Raw genomic sequence first — 25,171 nt, forward strand, 5'->3', positions numbered from 1 at the left:
GGCGGGAATCTACCAGGTTTTGTTATGTGCCGGGGCTACTTGCTGAGCGCATCTGCAATGGTTTCTGCATCATAGCGAATCAGATCCAGGTAGGTGGGCACGTCTCCGCCTTCTTCAGAGAGCGAATCGACGTAGAGCGCACCTGCATAGGTTGAGCCTGATTCTTGAGCTACCTGTTCCATGGTTTTCGACGACACTGTGGACTCGCAGAACACGGCGGGAACCTTGTTCTCCTCTACAAAAACAGCCACCTCAGCTACCCGGGAGGCGCTCGGCTCGCCGTCTGAGTTCACCGCCCACAGGTACTTTTCGGTGAGCCCGGCGTCTGCTGCTAGGTAGGAGAAGGCTCCTTCGCAGGTCACCAGGGCCCGTTTGCCTTCGGGTACGGTGGAAAGATCTGCCACTAGCTCGTCGTGGACGGCTTGTAGCTGCTTCTTGTAGGTCTCGGCGTTGGCTCGGAAGGCGTCCGCGTTGTCGGGGTCTAGCTCCGCGAAGGCGTCTGCGATGTTATCGACGTAAGTCTGCGCTGCTAGCGGACTCATCCAGGCATGCGGGTTGGGCTTACCGGCGGATTCTGCTTCAGCGATGTTGATGGTCTGTACGCCCTCGGATACGGTCACGCTCTGGGCGTCGGTGTCCTGTAAGAACTGTTCAAACCATGCTTCCAGGCCTAGTCCGTTAGCGAGGATGAGGTCTGCGTCCGCCCCCTTTTTCACGTCGGACGGGGTGGGGTCGTAGTCGTGTATTTCGGCGCCGGGTTTGGTGAGGGATTCTACGGTGATGTGTTCGCCGCCCACGTTCTGCGCCATATCTGCCAGCACGGTGAAGGTGGCGATGACGGTGGGGGTATCGTTTTGCGCTGTAGTGTCGCTGCCGTCGCCTGGGGTGCAGGCGGTGAGGACGCCCAGGGCGAGTGCCCCGCTGGCAGCGAGCATGCGGTGGCTGAGGCGGCGGGTGTGGGAGGTGCGGGTTGCCTTGTTCATGGGTGCGTTGTTCCTTCGTTGGAGATGCGCGTTCTTCTGACTTACGCCGTTGTAGTCGGTGAAGCCCTGTTCATGGTCTGGTGTGTGCAACCATCATAAGTTCGCCTAGACGAACTTTTCAAGGGATGCGATCTAAGCCTCCCGTTCGTTAACACAAAAATTCCCCACGAAACCCTGCTTGACAAGTACAAACAGTATCTCGTGGGGAACCAAAAATAAGCTACTGAGCGACGGTGGGGATGACCTCAAGACCGCCCATGTAGGGGCGCAGGGCCTCGGGGATGCGGACGGAGCCGTCGGCCTGCTGGTGGGTTTCGAGGATTGCGACCAGCCAGCGGGTGGTTGCCAGGGTGCCGTTGAGGGTGGCGACGGTACGGGTGCCGCCCTTCTTGGTCTTGCCGTCTGCGGTCACGGTGTCGGGCATACGCTCACGCACGTTCAGGCGGCGGGCCTGGTAGGTGGTGCAGTTGGAGGTTGAAGTCAGTTCGCGGAAGGCGCCCTGGGTGGGTACCCAGGCTTCACAGTCGAACTTGCGGGCAGCGGAGGAGCCCAGGTCACCGGCGGCGGTGTCGATCACGCGGTAGGAGAGCTCGCACTTGGCCAGCATCTCTTCTTCCCAGGCCAGCATCTTGGCGTGCATCTCTTCTGCCTGCTCAACGGGGCAGTAGACGAACATTTCGGCCTTGTTGAACTGGTGCACGCGGATAATGCCGCGGGTGTCCTTACCGGCGGAGCCGGCTTCGCGGCGGTAGCAGGAGGACCAGCCCAGGTACTTCTTGGGGCCCTTGTCAAAGTCAATGATTTCATCGGCGTGGTAGCCGGCGATGGCAACCTCGGAAGTGCCCACCAGGTAGAGGTCGTCGCGCTCAAGGCGGTAGATTTCGTCGTCGTGTTCGACGTTGAAGCCGGTGCCGTTCATGGTTTCGGGGCGTACCAGGGTGGGGGTGGTGAGCATGGTGAAGCCGTTGGCGGTGGCCTGGTCGAGGGCCATCCACATGAGGGCCTGTTCCAGGCGGGCTACATGGCCCTTGAGGAAGTAGAAGCGGGAGCCTGAGACCTTAGCGCCGCGCACCATGTCGATGCCGTCCACCAGTTCACCGATTTCCAGGTGGTCGCGGGGTTCAAAGCCGTCGGCTTCGAAGTTGCGAGGCTCGCCCACCTGCTTGACGACCACGTAATCGTCCTCGCCACCGGCGGGAATACCGTCGATAATCAGATTGCCAACACCGGCGACCAGTTCTTCCTGGCGGGCGGCAGCTGCGTCAGCGGCGGCCTTGGCTTCTGAGACTTTCTGGGAGAGTTCCTTAACCTCAGCGAGCAGGGCCTGCTTTTCTTCCTTGGCGGCCTTGCCGATCTTCTTGGAGAAGACGTTCTGTTCGGCGCGCAGCTTCTCGAACTCGTTGATGGAGGTGCGGCGGGTGGCGTCCGCTTCGAGAATCTGGTCGATGACGGTTTCGTCAGCGCCGCGAGCGCGCTGGGAGGCGCGGAAGGCGTCGGGGTTTTCACGCAGGAGGTTAATGTCAATCATGCCTCTAAATTTACCGTAGTTGCCGCTGCGATGTCAGGCGTGCGGACGCTGGGAGCGGCGGGGTGCGTCCGCTGGGGTGGTGGAGGGGCAGGTGCTGGGGAGCCGGGGTCGGCGGGGAAGGGTTTTATTCAGTATGCTGGTGATATGGTTTCGCGTACAACTCTCGGTGTATCCCTTACTGCTGCTTCTGCTCTTGCCCTGAGTGGGGTGGCACTGTCTGTGCGCAAGGGCAGGCGGGAGCGTCCTGATCTTTTCCCGGTCTACCGGCCCCTGCATCGCATGTTGGAGCCGGGTGAACCGAAGCAGGTTGCGGTGGTCTATAACCCCACCAAGGATCGGGCTGATTCGGTGATTCGCATGATTACCGCCGAGCTGGGCCTGGCTGATTGGCCTCGGGCTAGGTTCTATGAGACTGAGGCGGATGACCCCGGCTTTGGTATGGCCCAGCAGGCTGCGGCGGACGGGGCTGAGATTGTGCTGGCTGTGGGCGGTGACGGCACCGTACGCGCTGTAGCGGACGGCCTGGCGGGCACCACTGCCACCTTAGGCATTGTGCCCTTGGGCACGGGCAATCTGCTGGCTCGCAACCTCGACATGGACGTCAATGACCTGCACGCCTGCATCAATATTGCCTTGCACGGGCAGAGCCGCACCATCGACATGATTCGCATGGAGATGCAGGGTGAGAAGGAGCTGCCGCCGGTCAATTTTGTGGTCATGGGTGGAGCGGGCTTTGACGCCCAGATTATGACCGATACCCGAGAGGATTTGAAAGCCCGCATCGGCTGGTTGGCCTATGTTGAGGCTAGCACCCGGCACATGTTTACCCGCCGCCGCCCAGCGGTGATTACGGTGAATAACGGTGCGACCGTTCGCCGCAAGATTCGGGCTGTGTTGGTTGCCAATACCGGCAAGATTCAGGGTGGGGTGAATCTTGCTCAGACAGCTCAGCTGTCCGATGGGCAGCTTGAGGTGATTGTGCTGACCCCGCGCAACCTGGGTAGCTGGGTGCGTATGGCAGCTCAGTTTATTCTGCGCCCCACCCGGGTGCGCTACCCGGTGGTCGAGCACTTTGTGGGTACGGACGTCCGCGTCTACTTCCCCAACACCCGCCTCCCCGTTGAGGTGGACGGGGAGGTTCTGGGTGAGGTGAGCGATTTTCATGCCCAGGTGCTCCCCGCCGCGGTGAAGGTGCAGATTTACCCTGATGACATGCAGATTCGTTCGCTCAGTGATTTTGTGAATGCCCGTGATGAGCTGGTAGAGCAGCAGCGCCTCTGGTGGCAGCGGCTACTGAGGCTCTAGATGTTGTGCTTGAGGCTTTCGGGCTGTGGTGATATATACACACGCTTTCTAGATAAGATGCCCTTGTCTGTGTATAATTGATATCAATCGTTCAGCCCGCCTTCCTTAGTGAAGCCGCCTTCTTTAGTGAAGCCCGCTTTCCTTAGTGAAGTGTGGGCTGGATTTCTATTCCCTCCTTCACCAGGCCGTGGAGTTTTCAATGACGTCACCGCACAAACCGCCCACATCTATTGAGCAACAGATTGACCTGCTCCGTGAACGAGGCATGGATGTCAATGAAGCTGAGGCTCAGCAATGGCTATCAACTGTTGGGTACTACAGACTAAGCGGGTACTGGTACACCCGTAGGAAGCTAAACGACCCACCTCTTTCGACGGGAAATCCGCCCCGTCCTGTGCGGACGGATGACTTCATGCCGGAAACCCAGTTTACCGAGATTACCGCTCTTTATGAGTTTGACCGGAAGCTACGAACTCAGGTGCACGACGGTATTGAGCGGGTAGAAATTGCTCTTCGCACATCTTTAGCAGATGTTATTGGCGCCACTGATGCACTTGCCTTGTATGATAGAGATAATTTTCGGATGCACCGTGGTAAAGAATACGAGCACTACCAGATCATTAGCACTATTACCTCAAGAGTGAATCGTGCACTAGGGTCACGAGATAGTTCTCATATTAAGCACAATGTAGAGAAATATGGGGTTCAATTAGCACCATGGGTTGTTATGGACGTGCTAGATTTCTCTGATCTCTCAAAACTCTTCAATCTGCTGAGAACCCCAGACCAGAACGAGGTTGCAGGTCGAGTCGGCATAAACGTTGGAAACCTGGGACTTAATAGGGAAGAGGCCAGGGGGCTTTCACCCAATCATCCCTTTGCGGCTGCTCTGCGTCAGCTGACCCTGCTACGGAACAAATCTGCCCATCACGCCAGAATATGGAACTGCACCTTATCCCCTATGGGTACCGGTATTCTATCCAGGATTAGCGGTTTAGAATCTCTCTCAAACCTCCCTCTCCCGCCGGGGCAGGAAGGCGACCCAAGGCAACAGAGCGAAAAAATTTACGGTGCGCTTATCATTATTGCCAAGATTCTTGAAACAGTATCCCCTGGTTCAGCCTGGGCAAGTAGAACTTCCTCTCTTGTCGATTCAGCGCTATCTGCAGTTTCTTTTCTTACTGCCCAGGAAATGGGATTCCCGGATAATTGGAAGGACCACCAGATTTGGGGGCTAAAAGAGTCTTAGTGGTATTTGCAATGGCCAGAAACTTCCTTATAGGTAGAGACCCTGGTTCAGATATTGTGCTTGAGGCTTTCGGGCCGTCCGCCGGGGAAGAGGGTTTCGACCCAGTCGCGGGCGGCGGTGAAAGAAGCCTCATCGTGCATGGGGTCTACTGCGGCTAGCCGCTTGTCGGCGCGGGGGTAGGAGCCCAGGTAGAGCACGCCGGGTGAGACTCGGTGGATGCCGCGCAGGGCATCGCGCACGCGGGCGTCGTAGAGGTGGCCGTCGATGTCGATGGAGAAGAAGTAGGCTCCCAGGAATTCGCCGGTGGGGCGGGACTCAATGCGGGAGAGGTTGATTCCCCGGGTTGAGAACTGTTCGAGCAGGTCAAGCAGGGCGCCGGGGCGATCCTGGGGCAGCGGGATGACCAGGGTGGTTTTGTCTGCGCCAGTGGGCACGGGGGTTTCGGCGTCGCGGGCAACCAGCACGAAACGGGTGACGGCGTTCTTGTTATCACCAATGTTGTGGGCCAGCACCTGCAGCTCGGGGTGAGCCTGGGCCACAGCGGGCGAGCAGATAGCGGCCTCGTAGCCGGGGTTCTCATTCAGCAACCCCAGGGCAGCGCCCGCGGTGGACGAGCCCGGCAGGTAATTCACGCTGGGCTTGTTCTCAGCCACCCAGGAGCGCACCTGCGCCCAGGCATGCGTATGGGTTGAGATAGTTTTGACGCTCTCTAAGGTGGTGCCGGGGCGGGCAACCAGCACAAAGGTGATGGGCACCAGCACCTCCCGGACGATACGCAGGGACCCATCAAGCGAGGCGATAGCATCCAATGTTGCGGTGACGCCACCTTCAACAGAGTTTTCGATAGGCACCATGGCGGCGTCGGCGCTGCCGTCACGCAGGGCATCGAGGGCTGCGGGTACGGACGTCGCGGGGATGCGTTCAGCGTCAGGCGCGCCAGGCACGGTGAGAAGAGCTGCTTCGGTAAAGGTGCCCGACGGGCCAAGGTAGGTGTAACGCATGGGGTCTAGTTTAGCGGGTGGACGCGGCGCCCCGGCCCCCTGCCAAAGGGTTCATGGAGGTTTGTACCGGGTGGTGCCCATATAGCGGGAGCAGAGAATTGAAAGAGGTAAAACAGGCTTACGCTCGCTGCCGACCCTCTCACCCCAGAAGCCACAATAACCTATCAGCAATTAAATCTGTGCTACTTTAAAATAAGTTAATTCCTACATAGGCTGAGAGGTGCAGCATGCTCCCTGGAATCACTCCGATGACAGAAAATGAAAAAGAAGAAATATTAAATGGAGTTCAAGAATGGTTTTCTGAAAATATCGCATCAAAACACGGTGAAAACACCAAAAAAGCCTCAAAACTCAACTCCTATAAATATAATCCATTTCTAATTAACTATCTTGCAAAATTCGCCTTCGGGGAAGTTACAGCCGAAAATATCGCAAAGGTTCTAGTTTACCCAAGAGTAATGGGAACCTCTATTAACACTTCTTTTGGCCAAAATATTCAAAATTTCATCTCTCAAGCACTACCAGGATACGCATCACTAGTTAGCGGGCTCGATATTGAATTTTTTTCGAAAGTTGATGGTAAGAAAAAATTTTGCCAGCTGAAAGCAGGTCCTGAAACTATCAATAAAGATGACATCGCTTCAATCACTGGCCACTTCAAATCAATTCGCAACCTTGCCAGAACCAACCAGTATCCGGACTTCAATGCAGACAGGGATTGCGTCGTTGGGGTTCTTTATGGAGAGCGTGATGAGCTGAACTCTCACTATCGAAAAATTAATGAAGACTACCAAGTCTTGATCGGGCAAGAATTTTGGTACCATCTGACTGGGGATTCGAGTTTCTACAGTGATATTATCAAAAAGTTTGAAGAATGCGCAGAATCTCTCAATTCTTCCGATGCAATGAACCAGTCCGTCAAGGCTCTCACAGAAGAAATTAAAAGAGAATTCCAGATTTTTTCTGGAGAATAATTCAGTGTCATATCATAGACAAGCAAGGAAAGTGCATAATTACACTTTCCTTGCTTTCATCATCCTATAATCTGTTTATGTCAAGATAACCAATCAGTCTATACGGATTCCAAGACCTCAAGTTCGATATACTCGTCCTCTATCCGCTGCTCGAGCATAGCACGCACAGCCCGCCCAATATGGAAAGCAAGATTTGATGGAACAGCATTACCAATTTGCTTATATTGTTGGCTTATAGAACCTGAAAACTGCCAATCATCAGCAAATGATTGAATCCGCGCATACTCTCGCACAGTTAAAGGACGAGTTTCTTCTGGGTGGCAACGCTCGGTTTGCTTCTGCGCTGGACTACATGTCAGAGTCAAAGACGGCTCATCCCACGACAGCCGACGCGCCATGCCAGTTTTACCACCACTCAGATGATAGGAGCCACCCAAGTAATCTCGCTGCACCTCCTCAGGAAGGTCACGCCAATACCCACCCGCAGGAACCTGTTCTAAAACCTTTCGCTTTTTCTCAGGGTAAGTTTGCCCAGGCGAAGGAGGACATTTACCAATTGCTTCCCAAAGGCTAATGATGTAATCACGTTCTTTTGGTAGCAGTAAGGGTGAATCGATATCGCTACGTAAACCGACGAGAATAAGGCGCTCTCTTTTCTGGGCAACATCATGGTACTGTGCTCTTACAATACGATAACCAACCTTATAAGTACGGCCTTTGTCATCTCTGATTGAGGTAAGGGTTTTAAGCATAGTCTCAAGTGTTCTACCATTATCATGCCGCAAAAGCCCCTTCACATTTTCTCCGATGAAAACTTTAGGCATTACCTCTTTAACAGCTCTTGCAAACTCAAAGAAAAGTGTTCCCCTAGTATCTTCAAAGCCTCGAGAATGCCCAGCATACGAAAATGCCTGACATGGGAACCCTCCTTCAAGTAGGTCTACCGTGTCGTAGTAATCAGTAAAATCAATGTTCGCGACATCCCCTTCAACAACATTCCAGTGAGGCCTGTTAAGCCGGAGAGTAGCTGCTGCATCCTTATCAATCTCCGAAAGAAGGAGATGATCGAATCCTGCCCGCTCAAGACCAGAGGCCGTTCCGCCGCCACCAGCAAATAAGTCGATGGACGAATACCGTACGCTCTCATCTGAGCTAAGAACCCTAAACTGGTCAGTATCGTCCGCATCCCGACAGTGACGCTTGTTGTTTACGCGCTTAATCTCAGCAGTATCAAAGATTCGATGCCCCGCTTTATTGCGTTCAGCGCGGATGATACCTGACTTATCCCACCGACGAAGAGTGTCTATTGAGATATCTAAGTGCTGCGACGCTTCGCTAATTGTCATGAAAGCCATGCTTCAATAGTAACCGATGCCTATGCAAGGGTTACAAATTTTGTGTCTTAAAACTCTATTTCACACATCAAACATCTAGCCGTCTGCATGGGTAACGCCTTAGTCGTGGGTATTCCCAATGCACTCAGCAAAGCTATCGATCACCGGCGCTACGGGCTAAAAAGACAAGATCTCACAGGGTCTATCGAGCAAAAAAGGATCCTACGACCTTGTTCTAGAGCAGAAGTCCATCACGGTTTCGTTCAAAATGTGTTGCCAGCAGCGCTTTCTCGGTCTGCCCAATTTCAACGCCTAAATTACGTCCATGTAAAGCACGGTACTGCCCGCTCTCAAGCTCCTGATGGATAACCACACGTAAGCGCTGGTCTACAGCCAAGTAGCCCCGATCAAAAAGTGTATGCAAATCGCGACGCAAAAGTAGCCCTCCGTTTCTTCTATGCTCACCATGTTCTGCATAAGAGTAGAGATGAGCCGCATCTAGAGCAGCTAGAAAACAGGGGCCACTAAAAGCGCATACCGAACCAAAGCGACTGACTAAATGAGCACGGAACTGAGTTTGACCACGTCTGGTACGTACAGTGCGTTCGCTAAAACCATCCAAAGCCAATCTTGATCCCAGCTCACCAGGGTCAAGCGTCACGCGAGCGGCGACCTGAAGGCGTCCAAAGAACTCGCTAACCCGCTCGGGATTAAGCTCAACAATGCTGTTTTGTTTATTCCAGCGTTCTGCCAAGTGCTCCATTTCAGCAGCAAGCATAGCCCCTGCAAGATCTGACCAGGTATCGCTATACCGGGCAGTTTTCATGGTTGTTGTCTCTTGAGCAACGATAGGCCTAGTAGTACTACGAGCATCAGCATCCAGTTTGTAAGGCCGTAAGCAGGCTCCATCGCATCGCCAATCCTGTCGACTCTTCCGCCAATACATCTTGCTACTACTGCATACCGGACAATGGAGTCTTTCCACGGTTTGTTCCTGCTCGATAATCTCTTGGATTACAGCAGCCCCTAGTAGAACCTGATTATCTCTAACCAAGACCAAATCGCCCTCTTTGACCTGCCTGCTGTTAGGAACCTGATCACTGTAGGAGTAGTGGCTATCGATATCGTCATCATAGAGCAACCCTGATGTGGCACGGCGATTATCTTGCTCATCAAGAGCCCGAAAAAGCCAGACCTTACGCCTCTCATAATTCTGCGGCACGGTGATGCGAGGATAAACAATATCAGGGCGAGCAGAGAATTCAGGAGACATAAAAGCAGCATACTCCAGCACCTAACGAGAGCGAAGCCCCGCAGAGTCGAACTCAGCAACAACCTGTAGGCCTATTAGCCCACGTCAGATACTGAAATCTGTGGATAACTCACGGTTCCGGGCGTAATCTGCTGTCAAAAACCAGGCAAGAGCACGAAAACCCTTGCCATGGCACAAACCCAGCACTATAAACACACATAAGACCTAGTCACAAAGATGTCACCAGGAGACCCTCATGAAACACACTCCCACCCGCAATCTTGCCCTAACAGCTATCGCGCTACTAGCTCTTACAGGTTGCAGTGCGCAGGCAACAGGCTCAGTTCCCGAACCGGATTCAAGTACCACGACTTCCGCGGTAGCAGCCACCTCTGCGAGTGCCGTTGAGGAAACTGCCAGAGCAGAAGAAACGAATTATTCGGGTGGCTCAAAAGCACCCGAAGGTGAATATCGCGCTGCTGACGAGCACGGCCCCGCCCAGAACGTGCCCAAACCGGTTGCTCCAGAAGGCATGAATATTGAGTCTCCAGAGGCGATGGAAAAATTTATTGTGTACTGGCAGGAGATGCGCAATTATGCTTACCAGACCGGCGATACCTCAGAGGTGAAACTACTAGTCGACGAATCCCATACTAAAGAACATGAATTCTATCAATCACTGGAAGAGATCTATGCCTCAGGGGGGTGGGTTGTCGCTGGTGGACTTACCATCCACTACAACAAAGAGCTCATTGTCTCTCTAGGAAACGGAGAATACTCAGTCGGGAGCAACTTTGAAGCAGAAGACTCTGTTCTCTGGTATGACGGTAAAGCAATCTATAACGACAACTCAGATTCAATAAGTAAGGGCGTAGATTTTCGCCTGAAATTCCAAGATGGGGGTTGGAAGGTACTCAGCACAAAGGAGATTAACTAGTGCGGATTAAAGTATTTTCAATCTCTTGTGCGCTTTTACTAGCTGTTTTGAATGTATCTCCGGGGGCTCATGCTACCTCATCAGGTGAGGCAGACGATGATGGATTTAAAATCGATATCATTGAGAGCTTTATCAAGTCTGAAGATGGTGTAGATAGTTCGGATGAGGCTCCTCCTGAGTATCAAGTCCACGATGAGGGTCTCCCATCTGCGGTTAAACTCATCTACTTCGATAAGCCCCGAGGCCCCAACCGTGCAGCCCTCCAAGTAGGAGGCGTGCCCTCCCCGGGAACCTACTGCCTAGCAGGCAACGGTGACCTCGGCGTCCTCTCCCTCGTCCCAGCCGACTGGGCCGACGGTGCAGACACCCCCTACAACACTCCCCAAGGCCCCATCGGCTGCGTCCCCCTCACCCCAGCAGAACTCGAAGCTGCAGGCCTAGAAATCGCCGAAGAAAACGGGCAAACCGTGCTACGCACCATCCGCGTCACCCTCACAACCCACGACTTCGACACCTTCCCCATCGCAGCCGCCACACCCCAGCAAGAACGCGCACCTCACACCCTCAAAAACTACAACACCAACTTCTGGGCCGACCCCAACCCACAAGAATTCACGCGCACCATCAACGGCCAAAACGTCGTACTTCGCGCAACCCCCATCTCCTACACCTTCGACTACGGAGACGGCGCCGCCCTCGGGCCAATTACCTACCCCGGCTACCAGCTCGGCGCGGACGTCTGGGACCAGCCCACCGACACCTCCCACCGCTACACAGACCCCGGCGACTACTACTTCGCCCTGACCACCACCTACCGCGGTGAATACTCCGTCGACGGCGGGCCTTGGCAGGTCATCGACGGAACCGTCAGCCGCACCAGCGATCCGCAGCTCGTGCGGGTCTGGCGTACCAAGGTTGGGTTAGTTGCCGACGACTGCGCCGCGAGTGCGGACGCCTGGGGTTGCACCACCGGCTAGTTCCACTACCAGCCAGCGTAGAAACTTCACTGGAAAAGTATTTTCTTAGGTTTCGCACAGGTTCCCCGAACTGAGCTCAAAGGTTAGGGTGCCATAGTTAAAGACATGAGGACGAGGAGAGAAAACCTCACCACCTCAAGAGACTGAGAATCTCACCGTGGCGATGAGTCACCCCTTTCAGAGAAATGTGTGTAACCTCTGAAGCTCCTCCCGTGAGGGATAGGTGCGAAAGAAATGTGTGTGTATGAGAAAAGGTCGCAACCAGAAGGTTGCGACCTTTTCTCTGCCCTCCAAAAATAGTAAGCAATGATATAATTGGGTGGAGTAGGCAAACAATAAGGAGGTTACCGCCATGACAACACCCTTACAGGCCGCCGAAAAAGTTGGATACCAGGCCAATGGAGCACCCTGGAAGCCTTCCCTTCTGCTCGCAGCCATATACACAGGCATGCTCGCCGTCATACTTGCAGGACACGGCTACTTAGCTGGGCTCTTCCCGCTCATATTCATCCCCATCTGGTACACGCAAGATCAGTCCAAACTCAAATATGACCGTATCGAAACATACACCCGCACCAGCTACACCGTTATCTCCCTAGCAACTCTCGTTATATGGTTTTTTACCGTTATGTGGCTTATTCTCACCGAGCCAGAAACAGATGCCTGGTCAAACATTGCAATCCTCATCAGTAGCTTTGGTGCCCTCACCATGGCAGCCCGGTTCGCGATGCCCTGGATTCATAAGAGTAAACCCGTCATACCCAACAACAAATAACAGGCAACTCTAGCCTGACTAGAACCTACAGTTCTACAATGGTAGAAATCTCAAGGAGGAGATTCCCATGACCGAACAGACCATCCAGTCCCAGCCGGCCGTGCAGCAGGCGTCCGCGCCCTACACCTACGAGGAACGTATCGGCAACCGCTGGGCACCAACCCTGCTCTACACCATAGGAGCATCATTCGTGGCAGCCGCTATCCTGTACGAGCTTTACCCGCTAATGTTTGTGGGGCTCGGTTGCGTCATGACGTACAGTTTCGTGTTTGCGCGCCGCCCCGCACAGACTGCCCCCTCCGACATCAAACCCAGCTACAAGATAGCGAGCAATCTGATTTATATGATTGCCATCATTGCTCTTTTAGAGCCCGCAATTAATGGCAATGCGCAGGAGACCTGGCGCCTAATTGCCATTATCGCCCTGGCTTTCACATTTAGCCATTGGGTCATGATTGGCTACCACCCCATCGAGAGAACCACTCATGACTAGCTCCACAACCAAGAGCCTAGTCTTCGGGGCGCCAGTTTGGCCATCGTTGCTAGCAGCCTTCGGGTTTAGCCTTATAGCCTGGGTGGATCACGTCGACAGTATCTGGTTCAGAATGGCTAACGTCCTCCTTGTCTATATCGGGCTTAACCTCATGCCGTTACCAAGGACCTTCACACCGGTTAAACCCGCACTCATTTCTCTCGGAGCATCACTTCTCATCATTGCCCTGCTAGTCGGCACCACCATTCTGGTTCACGAGGTTCTCCTCCCCGAGCCCTTCGCACAGAGCGTCCCCGGCGCAGTTGCCAACCAGGCCATCACCGGGCTGGTCGCTTTCGTGCTCTTCCGCTGGGCTATGCCGGTACTTCCCAGCTACGAGGGTAAGCACGCATCCAACCGCTAAACCAGTACCGGAAATACACAAAGGACGCCCGCCCCACTCCCCTGCCGCAAGGCAGGAAGGTGGGGCGGGCGTCCGCACCCTTAAGCTACCTCTAAAACCTAGGCGGCAGGCAGCTCAGGGAAGGCCTCAGCAACGCCGGCAAAAGTAATCTTGCCAGCATCGGTGTTCAGGCCCAGAGCCAGGTCAGGGTTGTTGGCCAGGGCCTCGTCCACACCAGCAGCCAGCTTCAACACATAGGGCAGGGTGGCATCGGTCAGGGCGATAGTCGAAGTACGGGGCACAGCACCGGGCATGTTAGCAACGCAGTAGTGACGGATGCCGTCCACCTCAAAAATCGGGTCAGCATAGGTGGTGGGGCGGGAAGTCTCGAAGCAGCCGCCCTGGTCAATCGCGACATCAATCAGCAGGGTGCCGGGCTTCATAGTCTTCAGATGCTCACGGCGCACAACCTTAGGAGCCTTAGCGCCAGGAACCAGAATCGAACCAATAATCACATCAGCCTCAGCGATTTCACGCTCAATATTCGCGGGAGTGGAGTTCAGCACGCGCGCAGTAGACCCGAACAGATCAGACAGTTCACGCACACGGGGGCCGTAACCCTCAAGAATAGTAACCTCAGCGCCAGCACCAACAGCCAGCTTAGCGGCGTGGGTGCCCACGTTACCGCCACCCAGAACCACCACACGGCCGGGGGCAACACCGGGCACGCCACCCAGCAGAATACCCTGACCACCCTCGGTAGCCATGGTGTACTGGGTCGCAGCCTGAGCAGCCAGACGGCCCGCAACCTCACTCATGGGAAGCAGCAGGGGCAGGGCGCGGCCGTTACGCACGGTCTCGTACGCGATACCGCGGGTCTTCGCAGCCAGCAGGGCCTCGGTCAGGGGCTTGTCAGCAGCCAGGTGCAGGTAAGTGAAAAGGGTCAGATCCTCACGCAGGTACTTGTACTCGGATTCAATCGGCTCTTTGACCTTCACCAGCAGTTCAGCCTGGTTCCAGGCCTCGTCCTGGCTGACCAGGGTAGCGCCTGCCTTCTCGTATTCCTCGTTGGAGAAGCCTGCGCCGAGCCCGGCGTCCTTCTCAATCAGTACTTCGTGGCCAGCCTGAACAAGAGCCAGCACGCCGTCGGGGGTGAGGCCAACGCGCTGTTCCTGGGGCTTGATTTCGCGGGGTACGCCAATGCGCATGAGGGGGTCTCCCATTCATTTTCGTCGTTGAAAACTGTTGCGTTAATCAGCCTACGCCCTTTTGTTGAACGAAGACAAACCGCCCCGGGTTTTCTTCATATTTCTAAGAAAATCCGGGGCGGTCAGGGGCTAGGCCAGCTCGGCGGCGGCAGCTGGGTCGAAGATTTGAAGGCATCTATAGAGAGGGGAAAAGCATTCCTTCTTCATATGTTGCATCGCTACTGACAAGCTGCCATAGCTCAGTTGAGTACGTCTCGTCTCCTTGAATATGGTCCACCCAATCAGACAACAGACGCAGAATATGAACGGGAGCTTCCACCGGTAACCCTGAATACTCTAAACCTGTTGCGCCTTTCCACGGTGACTTTGCAACAGGACGAGTAAGACGCCTACCCCACAATCGGTTATGGTGAGCAGCTAGGTTCCGAAAGAAATTTACGTTACCAATAGCTCGACGTAGTTCCTCAGCTCGTGTAAACCCTAAATCATCCATCAGACGCTGTATCTGGTTGGTATCTTTCCAGGTGCTCACCATCTTTGAGAGATCCCCGAGAGACATCGCCTCAACCATTGCCCACAAAGGAACCTGCTGCCCCTGATTCACAAAGTGCTGAAGATACAGCTCCTCGCGATTCAAGGTGTCTTCAATGCTTCTCATCAAAGATTCACGGCTACGAGTAAGACCCGCGTGTTTAGCCTGCCAAGCATCTAAGGGCATCCCACGAGGCGGCAGGTTACTAGGGCGGGAGGGCTCGTATGCACTTCTCAAAAGATAGCGAGTAGGCCCGTTCTTTGCCCCTTCAGCCAGGCGAAAGGCTACCCGTGTTCTAATAATTGGTTCAATCACCTGCACACCACGAAAAACCAGTAGCCGCACCTGATCATCAAGCGAGTAGACCGTCAGAAGCTGTTCGAGAGTCGTTCCCGGCTTGAACTCATCAGCCGGAGCAGGTTCCATAAACTGCTTAAAGTAACCGCTGAAACGGTAGTAGTTCTGGTGCGCAAGGAAGTTGGCCAAAAGAACCCGCTGCGAATCGTCCAAAGGCAACCCACGCATCTCTAGTTTGGCTACCTGTTGGTCTATATCAAGCCATGGTTTGGTACGTTGCGGAGGGTGTTTTGATGCCAGGTCTGAAGGCAGAATCATGTCTAAATTTTATAGAAAAATCCCCGTAGCGTACACGGCTAACGGATCAGCCAGTCACAAAGGACCGTACGCAACGGGGATGAATGTTGCTCTATAGTCTACCCGATTTCTGCTCGCGTGTTGAGCCTGCTCAAGGTAATCTGCTCAACATCTAGAGCCACTGGAGAACCTAGATACAACCTAGGCCAGCTCGGCGGCGGCAGCCGGGTCGGAGTCGTTCAGGAACTTCTCAATACGCTCAGCCTCGTCCGTCTCGCCAATTGCTGCTGCAGTCTGGCCCAGAATCAGCAGGGCCTTCAGGAAGCCCCGGTTCGGTTCATGGCTCACCGGAATCGGGCCGTGCCCGCGCCAACCATTGCCGCGCAGGGCGTCCAGACCGCGGTGGTAACCCACGCGAGCGTAGGCGTAAGCCTCAAGGGTCTTGCCAGCCTTCAGGGTATCTTCGGCCAGCAGGGCCCAGGCCAGCGACGACTTGGGGAAGGCCTGCGCAAGGTCGGCAGGAGCTTCACCGGCGCGGACGCGGGCCGTCAGCTCCGGCTCTTCAGGCAGCAGGGTGGGGGCGGGGCCATCTAGCAGGTTCTTACCGGCAAGTGACATGGGTACTCCATTCAACTCAAATTCTTGTAACTACAAAAAGTCTACGCGTGCCCGGGGAAAAGTAGGGTCTTACCTGCCTCACTCAACCGCACGCGCAATGGGCGGGACGAGGTGCGCTCAATGAGTTTTTGCTGCTCTAGCTCCTCGAGATAGGCCCTAACTGTGTTACGTGATTTCTCAAGCATCTGGGTCAGCTCATCCCAGGTAAGCCCGCGGGCACCGCTCAACAGGTAGGTCTGCCCCACAATAAAAAGCACCTCACATACATCAGACCCCAGTTCAGAGCTACCCTCTTTAAGACCATCAACCCGTTCACGCAGTGCCTGTATCAGCTGTTTCTTCTGCCCAAAATCATGCAGAAGCTCACGCTGGGCAGTATAAATAAGCCCTAGAATGACATGTGCAAAAGAGGTAACCTCACCGTAGTTAAGGGGCTCTTCAACATCGCTAAAGGCCCTGTGGTACTCCTCTTTTTTCTGGTTCACAACGCGTGAGAGCGTAAGCACCGTGTAGGTCGAGAGTACCTCTTGCAGCTGGGCGCTCAACAGAAAACGCCCAAACCGCCCGTTACCGTCGTAGAAGGGGTGAGCCGCCTCAAACATAAAGTGAGAAACAGCCCGCGACAGAAGAAAAGGAACATCAGCACTCTCAAGATGGTCCAACATAGCCTGCAGCTGCTGTTCGAGGGCATCTTCACCGCGGGCCCCGGCATGAATAATTGCACCTGAGCCATCATGCACATAGACAGGGCCAGCTCTAAACAGTCTGCCATCAGGCCGATCCTCATCGGCAATCTCTGCGCCGAAGAGGCGGTCGTAGGTTGCTCGTATCTCTTCTAAAGAGCGCGGCACATTTACTTTGCCCTGGGAGAGCTCCATGTAGAGACGGGCTATCTCTCTAAACTTCTTATTGTCAGAAGGCTCAGCCTCGAGAGCCTCCTGGATCTCCTGCCTGGTTGACCGCACGCCCTCAATCTCGTTCGTCGCTGAAATTTCCTGGGTGATGAGCTCATACAGGTAACTTGCCCGAGCAGTCGCGGGAAGACTAGCGGCAAGTTCCTCAAGAGTTCTCTCATTCAGCAGGATCTGTTCCTGCAGAAGGAGCAGCTGGGGGGTCACTGTGTAAAACAGAGTGTGGTCGCCCAGAACAAAGCTGGTTTCGTACCCCATATCGCGGCGTTCCTGCGCGAACCTTTCAGCGGTCTGCCGGTCGAACTGGTGAAAAATGGATTTGAGGCTCCGGTATTTTTTCATGCTCCCCTATCTCCCAAAATCTCATCTTTTTGGTAGTTACAGGAAATCTTATGCCACCCTATCTCCCAAAAACACCCCATTTTGGGAGATAGCACCATAACCAAGCGCCCCTAACTCCCAAAACCCCCTTTTTTGTATTTAGGCCTAGCTCCGCCCGCCAGCTACTCCCGCGCCTGCCGACGGGAGGCGTCCGCGCACCTCACTGTGATGAAAACCCAGCCGTACCGCACCAAGGCGTCCCGTATAGTGTGAGAAGTCAACTTCCCCGACGAAGTGGAAAACACACACCATCACAGATACAGAGAGACCTCTATGACGCTTGAACTCACCATGGTTCAGTCCGCCGGCTGGGCAGTAATGCTGCTCCTACTCGGTATGTGGATTAAGAACCGCTTCTACTTCTTCCAGCGCTTCGCTATCCCCTCACCCGTTATTGGCGGCTTCCTTTTCTCCCTGGTCAACCTGGTGCTCAACCAGACCGGAGTCCTGACCGTCAAATTCGATACCACCCTGCAGAGCTTCTTCATGGTCATCTTCTTCACCTCGGTGGGCTACGGAGCCTCCCTTAAGGTGCTGAAGTCAGCCGGTTCTAAGGTCGGTCTCTTCCTGCTGATAGCAACAGGTCTCTGTATCGCCCAGAACATCGTGGCCGTCCTGCTGGCACCCGTCGTCAATGTTGACCCTGCCCTGGCCCTGATGACCGGTTCCACCCCCATGACCGGCGGTCACGGCGTCTCCGGCGGTATCGCCCCGCTCGTTGAGGCCTCCGGCGTCACCGGCGCAGAAACCGTCGCCTACACCGCAGCAACCTTCGGCCTAATCGCCGGCTCGCTCATGGGCGGTCCTCTTGCCAACCGTCTCATTATCAAGCACAACCTGCTTGAAAAAGAGCCCTCCCACCAGGTCAACATCAACACGGCCCTGCTGACCGTGCGCCCCCGCAAACTCGACGCCGACAGCATCCTGCACGGCTTCATCATGATCCTGGTCGCCATGTTCATCGGTAGCTACCTGACCGAAGCCCTCAACTACCTGGTCGGTCAGCTCACCGACCGCGCCGCCTTCCCCAGTTACATGGGCCCCATGATTATCGCCATCGCCCTGCGCTACATCAGCGACCGCCGCAACTCCAAGGAATACCACGAGCTCGTACCCGAGCAGGAAGTCGAAGTTTTGGGCAACATCGGCCTCAACGTCTTTTTGGCAATGGCGCTCATGAACGTGCAGCTCTGGCAGCTGGCTGAGCTGGCTATCCCCCTCATCGTGCTGCTCCTGGCCCAGATTGCGCTCATGTGGGTTTGGGCTAACTTCGTCACCTTCCGAGCCATGGGTGCAGACTACGACGCCGCCATCCTCACCGCCGGCCACTGCGGCTTCGGCATGGGTGCAACCCCCAACGGCATCGCCAATATGGCCTCCCTGGTCACCAAATACAAGGCCTCCAAGCTGGCCTTCTTCATCCTGCCCATCGTCGGCGGCATGTTCATCGACTTCACCAACCTGGTGAACATCATGACCTTCCTGTCCATCGTCTAGGCGGGGGCGGCCGTCCGCTCACATTAACGACGCTCCCATACGACAAAGGCGCCGGACGCACCCCGCACAAGCGGGAGCGTCCGGCGCCTTTAGTCTAGGCTAACGAGCCTAGTAGCAGAGCTTACTTGCCGGAGGTACCAGCGGAGCCGAGCTGCTGGGCAGCCTCAACAACGCGAGCGGCCATGCCAGCTTCAGCAGCTGCACCCCATACGCGGGGGTCGTAGGTCTTCTTGTTGCCGACCTCGCCATCAACCTTGAGCACACCGTCGTAGTTGCGGAACATGTGGTCCACAACGGGGCGGGTGTAGGCGTACTGGGTGTCGGTGTCGATGTTCATCTTGATAACACCGTAGGAAACTGCGTCTGCGATTTCCTGCTCGGTGGAGCCTGAGCCGCCGTGGAAGACCAGGAAGAAGGGCTTTTCGCCCTTGCCGTACTTGGCGCCAACCTCGGTCTGGATTTCCTTGAGCAGTTCGGGGCGCAGGTGAACGTTACCGGGCTTGTAAACGCCGTGAACGTTACCGAAGGTCAGGGCTGCCATGTAGGTGCCCTTTTCGCCCAGGCCGATGGCCTCAACGGTCTTGATGGCGTCCTCAACGGTGGTGTAGAGGGAGTCATCGATAGCGCCTTCAACGCCGTCTTCTTCGCCGCCGACAGCGCCGATTTCGACCTCGAGAACCTGGTGGTTCTTGGAGGTACGCTCGATCAGTTCCTGAGCGATCTTGAGGTTCTCTTCGAGGGAGATAGCGGAGCCGTCCCACATGTGGGAGTTGAAGATGGGGTCTTCGCCGCGGGCTACAGCCTTCTCTGATTCTGCGAGCAGGGGCAGCACGAAGTCATCGAGCTTGTCCTGGGGGCAGTGGTCGGTGTGCAGGGCGATGTTGACGTCGTACTGCTTGGCAACTTCGCGTGCGTAGGCAGCGAAGGCGAGGGAGCCGACAACCATGTTCTTCTTGTTGGGGCCTGACCAGTAGGCGGCGCCACCGGTGGAGGCCTGGATGATGCCGTCTGAGCCTGCTTCTGCGAAGCCGCGGATAGCAGCGTTCAGGGTCTGTGAAGAGGTGACGTTTACTGCGGGGTACGCAAAGCCCTTGGCGCGGGCGTTTTCGAGCATTTCTGCGTAGACTTCAGGGGTTGCAATAGGCATGCTGACTCCTTGGTTGTCGGTGGGGCCACCCGGTTGGTGGCCTGGTGTGAGTTGGTGCTGCACCCGGTGCGTGTAAGGACGCGGTGGGGCGAGCGCCTGCCTGCTTTTCAGTTTACCAAGGGCGCGGCGGGAAAGGGTAGGTTTCCCACACTAATTTCGGACATAAACCCACAGAAAACCATGTGTTTCTGGGGGTCTTAAGCACCCTAACACCGGCTTTTGGTGCTTGCCGGTGTTAGGGTGTTGGGTTTTTATGGGTTTAGTGAGGAGTATTCAAAAGGTGAGTGAGGCAGGGTCGCAGCCAGCGCGAGCCTGCCAAACCTTTTGAATACGGCCTACAGCGCGAAGATCCACATGGCCAGGGTCATGGTCACTGCGGTGATTGCCACGATGGAGAAGAGGTTGAGCCAGAGGCCGCCCTTGACCATCTGCCCGATGGTGACGTAGCCCGAGCCGTAGGCGATGGCATTGGGCGGGGTCGCTACGGGGAGCATGAAGGCACAGGTGGCAGCAAGGGCTACAGGGATGGCGAGCAGCATAGGGTCGTAGCCCATGCCCATGGCGATACCGCCCGCGACGGGTAGGAAGGTGGCTGCAGTGGCGGTGTTGCTGGTGAGCTCGGTCAGGAAGATGACGCCGGTGGTCACCAGCAGCACGATGATGAGGATGGGCAGGGTGCCGAGAGCGCCAACGGAGTCGCCGATCCACTGGGTGAGGCCGGAGCTGGTGAACTGGCCGGAGAGGGCTAGGCCGCCGCCGAAGAGGAGCAGGACGCCCCAGGGCAGCTTGGTTGCGGTTTCCCAGTCGATAAGGCGCACGCCCTTGTTGGCGGTGCCACCGGCGGGTAGTGCAAAGAGCAGCAGGCCGACGGCGACGGCGATGCCGGCATCGGTGATGGGTGGTGATTTAGACCAGATGATAGGGACGAAAATCCAGGCCAGGGCGGCAACGATAAAGATGATGAGCACGCGCAGTTCGCCCGAGCTCATGGCACCGAGTTTGGCGTATTCGTTGGCGATGAGTTTCTTACCGCCGGGAATCTCTTTAATTTCGGGTTTGAAGAGCACCTTGGTGAGCAGGAACCAGCAGACAAAGAGCACGATCACCGACAGAGGTACGCCCACCAGCATCCACTGACCAAAGCCGATGTGCACGTCGTGGGTGTCTGCCATGTAACCGGCGAGCAGGGTGTTGGGCGGGGTGCCGATCAGGGTACCGAGGGAGCCGATGGAGGCGGCGTAGGCGATACCCAGCATGAGGGCGGTTCCGAAGTCGGACTTGATTACGGCGTCCTTGACGGCCTGGTCGTCGGGGGAGGCACCGTCCTCAATTTTAATTTCGGTGGTGCCGCTGGCCTGGGCAATCAGCATGAGCACGGAGACACCGATAGGGATCATCATGACGGCGGTGGCGGTGTTCGAGACCCACATGGAGAGAAAACCGGTGGCTACCATAAAGCCCGCGACCATCATGGAGGGCTTGGTGCCCATGACCTTGAGGGTGAGCAGGGCGATGCGGCGGTGTAGATTCCAGCGCTGCATGGCCAGGGCCAGCAGGAATCCGCCCATGAAGAGGAAGATGATGTTGTTGCCGTAGCTAGCGCCGATGTCGTTGATTTTTACTTCGCTGTTGAAGACGGGAAAAATCACCAGCGGCAGCAGGGCGGTGGCGGGAATGGGCAGGGCCTCGGTCATCCACCAGGCACCCATCAGGACGGCGGTAGCTGCGGTCAGGCGCGCAGCGTCGGGTACGTCGCCGGGCATGATGACGTAGACCAGGGCGGCTGCAAGCAGGCCGCCGAAGAGGCCGATGAGGCGCTTTTTGCGTTCACCGGCTTCAACCTCTGGCGCCTGAGAGCCGCGTGAGCGGTGAATCTGATCTATGGCCTGGGTAGGAGCTGCACTGTATTTTTGCAGGTGGTCACCCGTGATGTGGGGCTTGTCCATATCAACCTCACTCCATTGTGTGTGCTGATGCCGCAGGTCGCTGTTTACGAAAAAGAAACGGCTGATCTAGGCGGAATGTGTGTACAGGGAATGTTTTTACTGTACCTGATAAGCACTTTTATGAAGCGGGCGCGGGCGAGTGTTACCCCTCGCGCAGTTCGCGGCGGCGGTCGGCGATGGTGAAGGTGAGGCCCAGGGAGAGGGTCAGCACGATAGCGCCGAAGGAGGCTATGAGCCCGACGTTCCAGTGGGCACCCGACTCTACCAGGCCGTAGAGGATTGAGGGAATGATGGCGGTACCGATCGCGGTGCCCATACGCTGGCCGAGAGAGAGCACGCCGCCCGCTACGCCGCTGATGGCGGGAGGCACGGACGCCAGGGTCAGGGTCTGATTGGGAGAAATCACCAGACCACCACCGGCACCGATCAGAATCAGGGGCACAGCCAGGGCCCATACCGGTAGCAGACCCTGTTCCACCGGAGTCACGGTGAGCATGGTGGCCACAATCGAGGTGAGCGACAACCCAAACCCCAGCATCACCATACGGCGCCCCATAGTCAGCACGCGGCGTCCTGCCCAGGGAGCTGCAAACGCAGACAGCAGGGACGAGGGAATGGTAATCAGCGCGGCGGTCAGCGCGCTCTGGCCCAGGTGGTTCTGCACGTAGATGGGGATAACCAGCCACACGCTGGTGTTGCCCAAGAAGTAGAGGGTCACAATCATGATGCCGTTGCGGAAGGCAGGCTTGGTCACCAGGTCGATATCGAGCATGGGCGGACGACCTGCCTTCTTGTAGCGCTTTTCCCAGGCGATAAAGAAGGCGATGAGGGCAAGACCTACGGGCAGAACCGCCCAGACCAGCGGGTTGCCACTGCGCTCGACGAAGGGGAAGAGTACAGCGAAGATCGCCAGGGCCAGGGTAGTCATACCGACGGGGTCTAGGTCGAGGCGGGCGCGCTGCGAGGGGGCGGACGGCCGATCGTTGGGTACCCAGAGACGGGCCAGTAGCAGCCCGGCAAGACCAATGGGCACGTTGACCAGGAACATCATGCGCCAGCCCAGGGAGTCCCCGAAAATCTGGATGAGGAAGCCGCCGAGTACCGGCCCCACGATGACGGCGAGCGCTACCACCGTACCGAACATGCCGTAGGCGCGGGCGCGGGCCTGGCCGGTGAAGTTGGCCTGGATGATGCCCGTGGTTTGGGGGTTGAAGAAGCCCGCGCCGAGGCCCTGGAGCACGCGGGCGGCGATAAGGATTTCGATGGTGGGTGCGACGGCACTGAGCAGGGAGCCCAGGGTGAAGAAGGAAACCCCGATCATGAACATGCGGCGGCGGCCGGTGGCGTCGCCGATGCGTCCAGCGGCAACCAGGGGCACGCCGAAGGCCAGGGCGTAGCCGGAGACGACCCACTGGGTTTGGCTGGACCCCGCGTTGAGGGAGTGCCCGATAGGGGTGAGGGCGACATTGACGACCGAGATGGCCATGAGGGCCATGAAGAGCGGGGTGAGCAGGGCCGTGAGGAGCTTACGGGGGCTGCTGGTGGCGGGCAACTGGGCGTCAGGTGCTCCCTGGGTGTTACCGGGCTCTGGCCTTGTGTTCATGCTGCACCTCTTTGCTCTCGTCTTTAGCGTACATAGCCATTCTAGACCCGGTAGTACATTAATAAAATACTTCAGGGGGAAAGTTTTTGCAGAAATGCAAGTGCTTACGAGAATCGCGGAGTACCCACGCAGCATGTGGGCACTCCGCGACTCTCGTGGACACTCAGCGGATTGTTGACGTGCGGACGCCAGTGGGCCAGAGCGGCAGGCAAGCGTGACGGACGCCGTTGGGGCAGGCATCCGCTCCCAGGTCTAGCTAACGCGCTGGCCAAACTCGTGGCGGCGGATCCAGGCATGCATGGCAATGCCGGCGGCGGTTGCTGCGTTCATGGAGCGGGTGGAGCCGTACTGCTCGATAGACAGGGTTGCCTCGGCGGCCGCGTGAATCTCCTCTGACAGGCCGGGCCCCTCCTGACCAAAGACCAGGACGCAGTCCTTGGGTAGGTCGTAGGTTTCCAGCTGCTTGGAGTCGGGGAAGATATCAATGCCGATGATGGCAAGCCCCTCACCCTTCGCCCAGGTCACAAAGTCCTCGACGGTGGGGTGATGGCGCACGTGCTGGTAGCGGTCGGTCACCATAGCCCCGCGTCGGTTCCAGCGCTTCTTGCCGATAATGTGCACTTCTTTCGCCAGAAAGGCGTTAGCGGTGCGCACCACGGTGCCGATGTTGAGGTCGTGCTGCCAGTTTTCGATGGCTACGTGGAAGGAGTGGCGGCGGGTGTCGAGGTCGGCGATGATGGCGTCCATGGTCCAGTAGCGGTAGTGGTCAAGGACGTTGCGGCGGTCTCCCTCGCGCAGCAGCTCGGGGTCCCAGTGGTCGCCTTCTGGCCATTCGCCTTCCCAGGGGCCGACGCCGATCTCTCGCTCCGGGCTCTCGGTTTCAGGCTCGGTTACTTCTAGGTCTGCCACTTAGTCCAGGCCCAGGTCGGTCTTGGAGTAGGCATAGAGGCAGGGCACGCCCGCAACCTCTTCGATGTGCTCCTTGGCGCCGGTTGCGCGGTCAACGATAACGGCAACAGCTACAACCTCAGCGCCTGCCTTGCGCAGGGCTTCGACGGCAGTGAGAGCGGAGCCGCCGGTGGTGGAGGTGTCCTCGACAGCTACCACGCGGCGTCCTTCCACTGAGGGGCCCTCAACCTGACGGCCCATGCCGTAGGACTTCTGAGCCTTACGCACCACGAAGGTATCGATGGCGCGGCCCTGGTCGCCTGCGGTGCGCATGATGGCGTGACCGACGGGGTCGGCACCCATGGTCAAACCGCCGGCGGCGTCAAATTCGATGCCGGCTGAGTCGAGCAGGTCGAGCATGACCTGGCCAACCAAGCGGGAGGCCTCGTGGTGCAGGGTGATGCGGCGCAGGTCAACGTAGTAGTCGGCTTCCTTGCCGGAGGCCAGGGTGACCTTGCCGCGCACGACGGCCAGTTCGCTGATGAGCTCGCGCAGACGTTCGCGGGCTTCTTCGATGGGGAGGGTGGTGGAGAGGTTAGTCATGCTTTTTAGTCTAGTAGACCGGCAGATATTTACCCCGCGAAAAGTGCAAGTGC

The 25,171-nt window shown here is 56.6% G+C and carries 23 protein-coding genes; 9 read left to right on the top strand and 14 right to left on the bottom strand.

All coding sequences use genetic code 11. From position 1 onward, the window contains the following. Positions 1-35: 35 nt before the first annotated feature. Both L6963_RS07915 and serS read right to left on the bottom strand, forming a co-directional pair. The gene (locus L6963_RS07915) at positions 36-983 is read right to left on the bottom strand and encodes a metal ABC transporter substrate-binding protein (RefSeq protein ID WP_237207326.1); all 948 of its coding nucleotides are present in this window, start codon (positions 981-983) and stop codon (positions 36-38) included. Between the two features lie 220 nt (positions 984-1,203). Next, positions 1,204-2,511: a serine--tRNA ligase gene (serS, locus tag L6963_RS07920; protein WP_237207327.1), complete on the bottom strand. Its 1,308-nt coding sequence runs from the start codon at positions 2,509-2,511 to the stop codon at positions 1,204-1,206. Between the two features lie 144 nt (positions 2,512-2,655). Here serS and L6963_RS07925 point away from each other — a divergent pair, with 144 nt between their 5' ends. Together L6963_RS07925 and L6963_RS07930 are read left to right on the top strand one after the other, a co-directional pair. Next, positions 2,656-3,816: a diacylglycerol/lipid kinase family protein gene (locus L6963_RS07925; RefSeq protein ID WP_237207328.1), complete on the top strand. Its 1,161-nt coding sequence runs from the start codon at positions 2,656-2,658 to the stop codon at positions 3,814-3,816. Between the two features lie 265 nt (positions 3,817-4,081). Then, entirely contained in the window at positions 4,082-5,065 is a 984-nt protein-coding gene (locus L6963_RS07930) for an Abi family protein (protein WP_237207379.1), read from the top strand. Positions 5,066-5,112: 47 nt separating this feature from the next. On the opposite strand, the gene pheA is transcribed toward L6963_RS07930, so the two are convergent. Beyond that, a complete protein-coding gene (gene pheA, locus L6963_RS07935; RefSeq protein ID WP_237207329.1) occupies positions 5,113-6,066 on the bottom strand; it encodes a prephenate dehydratase in 954 nt (317 codons plus the stop codon). A gap of 227 nt (positions 6,067-6,293) precedes the next feature. On the opposite strand from pheA, the gene L6963_RS07940 reads away from it, so the two are divergent. Continuing rightward, complete coding sequence (locus L6963_RS07940) at positions 6,294-7,040, top strand: PmeII family type II restriction endonuclease (protein ID WP_237207330.1); 747 nt, start codon at positions 6,294-6,296, stop codon at positions 7,038-7,040. A 98-nt stretch (positions 7,041-7,138) separates the two neighbouring features. Here L6963_RS07940 and dcm read toward each other — a convergent pair whose 3' ends face one another. Together dcm and L6963_RS07950 are read right to left on the bottom strand one after the other, a co-directional pair. Beyond that, positions 7,139-8,395: a DNA (cytosine-5-)-methyltransferase gene (gene dcm, locus L6963_RS07945; protein ID WP_237209110.1), complete on the bottom strand. Its 1,257-nt coding sequence runs from the start codon at positions 8,393-8,395 to the stop codon at positions 7,139-7,141. A 214-nt stretch (positions 8,396-8,609) separates the two neighbouring features. Then, positions 8,610-9,647: an HNH endonuclease gene (locus L6963_RS07950; RefSeq protein WP_237207332.1), complete on the bottom strand. Its 1,038-nt coding sequence runs from the start codon at positions 9,645-9,647 to the stop codon at positions 8,610-8,612. A gap of 235 nt (positions 9,648-9,882) precedes the next feature. Between L6963_RS07950 and L6963_RS07955 the strand changes: the two genes are divergently transcribed. The 5 genes from L6963_RS07955 to L6963_RS07975 all read left to right on the top strand — a co-directional run bounded on the left by L6963_RS07955 (position 9,883) and on the right by L6963_RS07975 (position 13,211). Beyond that, complete coding sequence (locus tag L6963_RS07955) at positions 9,883-10,563, top strand: DUF6318 family protein (RefSeq protein ID WP_237207333.1); 681 nt, start codon at positions 9,883-9,885, stop codon at positions 10,561-10,563. 47 nt (positions 10,564-10,610) lie between these two features. Then, on the top strand, positions 10,611-11,540 hold the full coding sequence (locus L6963_RS07960) for a hypothetical protein (protein ID WP_237207334.1): 930 nt from the start codon (positions 10,611-10,613) through the stop codon (positions 11,538-11,540). A 352-nt stretch (positions 11,541-11,892) separates the two neighbouring features. Continuing rightward, on the top strand, positions 11,893-12,315 hold the full coding sequence (locus L6963_RS07965) for a hypothetical protein (RefSeq protein ID WP_237207335.1): 423 nt from the start codon (positions 11,893-11,895) through the stop codon (positions 12,313-12,315). A gap of 67 nt (positions 12,316-12,382) precedes the next feature. Further along, complete coding sequence (locus tag L6963_RS07970) at positions 12,383-12,808, top strand: hypothetical protein (protein ID WP_237207336.1); 426 nt, start codon at positions 12,383-12,385, stop codon at positions 12,806-12,808. Beyond that, positions 12,801-13,211 (top strand): hypothetical protein, encoded by a 411-nt coding sequence (locus L6963_RS07975; RefSeq protein ID WP_237207337.1) that lies wholly within the window; start codon positions 12,801-12,803, stop codon positions 13,209-13,211. The genes L6963_RS07970 and L6963_RS07975 overlap by 8 nt, the downstream gene beginning before the upstream one ends. A 98-nt stretch (positions 13,212-13,309) precedes the next feature. Here the strand turns inward: L6963_RS07975 and ald are convergent, their stop codons facing one another. The 4 genes from ald to L6963_RS07995 all read right to left on the bottom strand — a co-directional run bounded on the left by ald (position 13,310) and on the right by L6963_RS07995 (position 17,395). After that, positions 13,310-14,398: an alanine dehydrogenase gene (ald, locus tag L6963_RS07980; RefSeq protein ID WP_237207338.1), complete on the bottom strand. Its 1,089-nt coding sequence runs from the start codon at positions 14,396-14,398 to the stop codon at positions 13,310-13,312. A 175-nt stretch (positions 14,399-14,573) separates the two neighbouring features. Further along, positions 14,574-15,545 carry an Abi family protein gene (locus tag L6963_RS07985; RefSeq protein ID WP_237207339.1) on the bottom strand — a complete coding sequence of 324 codons (972 nt, stop codon included), beginning with the start codon at positions 15,543-15,545 and terminating at the stop codon, positions 14,574-14,576. A gap of 180 nt (positions 15,546-15,725) precedes the next feature. Beyond that, positions 15,726-16,142, bottom strand: a complete 417-nt coding sequence (locus L6963_RS07990; RefSeq protein WP_237207340.1) for a DUF3151 domain-containing protein — start codon at positions 16,140-16,142, stop codon at positions 15,726-15,728. A gap of 41 nt (positions 16,143-16,183) precedes the next feature. Continuing rightward, entirely contained in the window at positions 16,184-17,395 is a 1,212-nt protein-coding gene (locus tag L6963_RS07995; RefSeq protein WP_237207341.1) for a Fic family protein, read from the bottom strand. Between the two features lie 312 nt (positions 17,396-17,707). On the opposite strand from L6963_RS07995, the gene L6963_RS08000 reads away from it, so the two are divergent. Beyond that, entirely contained in the window at positions 17,708-18,931 is a 1,224-nt protein-coding gene (locus tag L6963_RS08000; protein WP_237207342.1) for a sodium/glutamate symporter, read from the top strand. Positions 18,932-19,052: 121 nt separating this feature from the next. Here the strand turns inward: L6963_RS08000 and fbaA are convergent, their stop codons facing one another. From fbaA to pyrE, 5 genes are all read right to left on the bottom strand, one after another. Further along, positions 19,053-20,078, bottom strand: a complete 1,026-nt coding sequence (fbaA, locus tag L6963_RS08005) for a class II fructose-bisphosphate aldolase (RefSeq protein WP_135012224.1) — start codon at positions 20,076-20,078, stop codon at positions 19,053-19,055. A 335-nt stretch (positions 20,079-20,413) separates the two neighbouring features. Next, positions 20,414-22,024 (bottom strand): SLC13 family permease, encoded by a 1,611-nt coding sequence (locus L6963_RS08010; RefSeq protein WP_237207343.1) that lies wholly within the window; start codon positions 22,022-22,024, stop codon positions 20,414-20,416. 142 nt (positions 22,025-22,166) lie between these two features. Beyond that, on the bottom strand, positions 22,167-23,627 hold the full coding sequence (locus L6963_RS08015; protein ID WP_237207344.1) for an MFS transporter: 1,461 nt from the start codon (positions 23,625-23,627) through the stop codon (positions 22,167-22,169). A 252-nt stretch (positions 23,628-23,879) separates the two neighbouring features. Continuing rightward, entirely contained in the window at positions 23,880-24,536 is a 657-nt protein-coding gene (locus L6963_RS08020) for a TrmH family RNA methyltransferase (RefSeq protein ID WP_237207345.1), read from the bottom strand. Next, positions 24,537-25,118 (bottom strand): orotate phosphoribosyltransferase, encoded by a 582-nt coding sequence (gene pyrE / locus L6963_RS08025; RefSeq protein WP_237187354.1) that lies wholly within the window; start codon positions 25,116-25,118, stop codon positions 24,537-24,539. It lies immediately after the preceding gene. Positions 25,119-25,171 lie beyond the last annotated feature (53 nt).

It is taken from the genome of Rothia nasimurium, from assembly GCF_928392795.1.
GTDB lineage: Bacteria > Actinomycetota > Actinomycetes > Actinomycetales > Micrococcaceae > Rothia > Rothia nasimurium_F.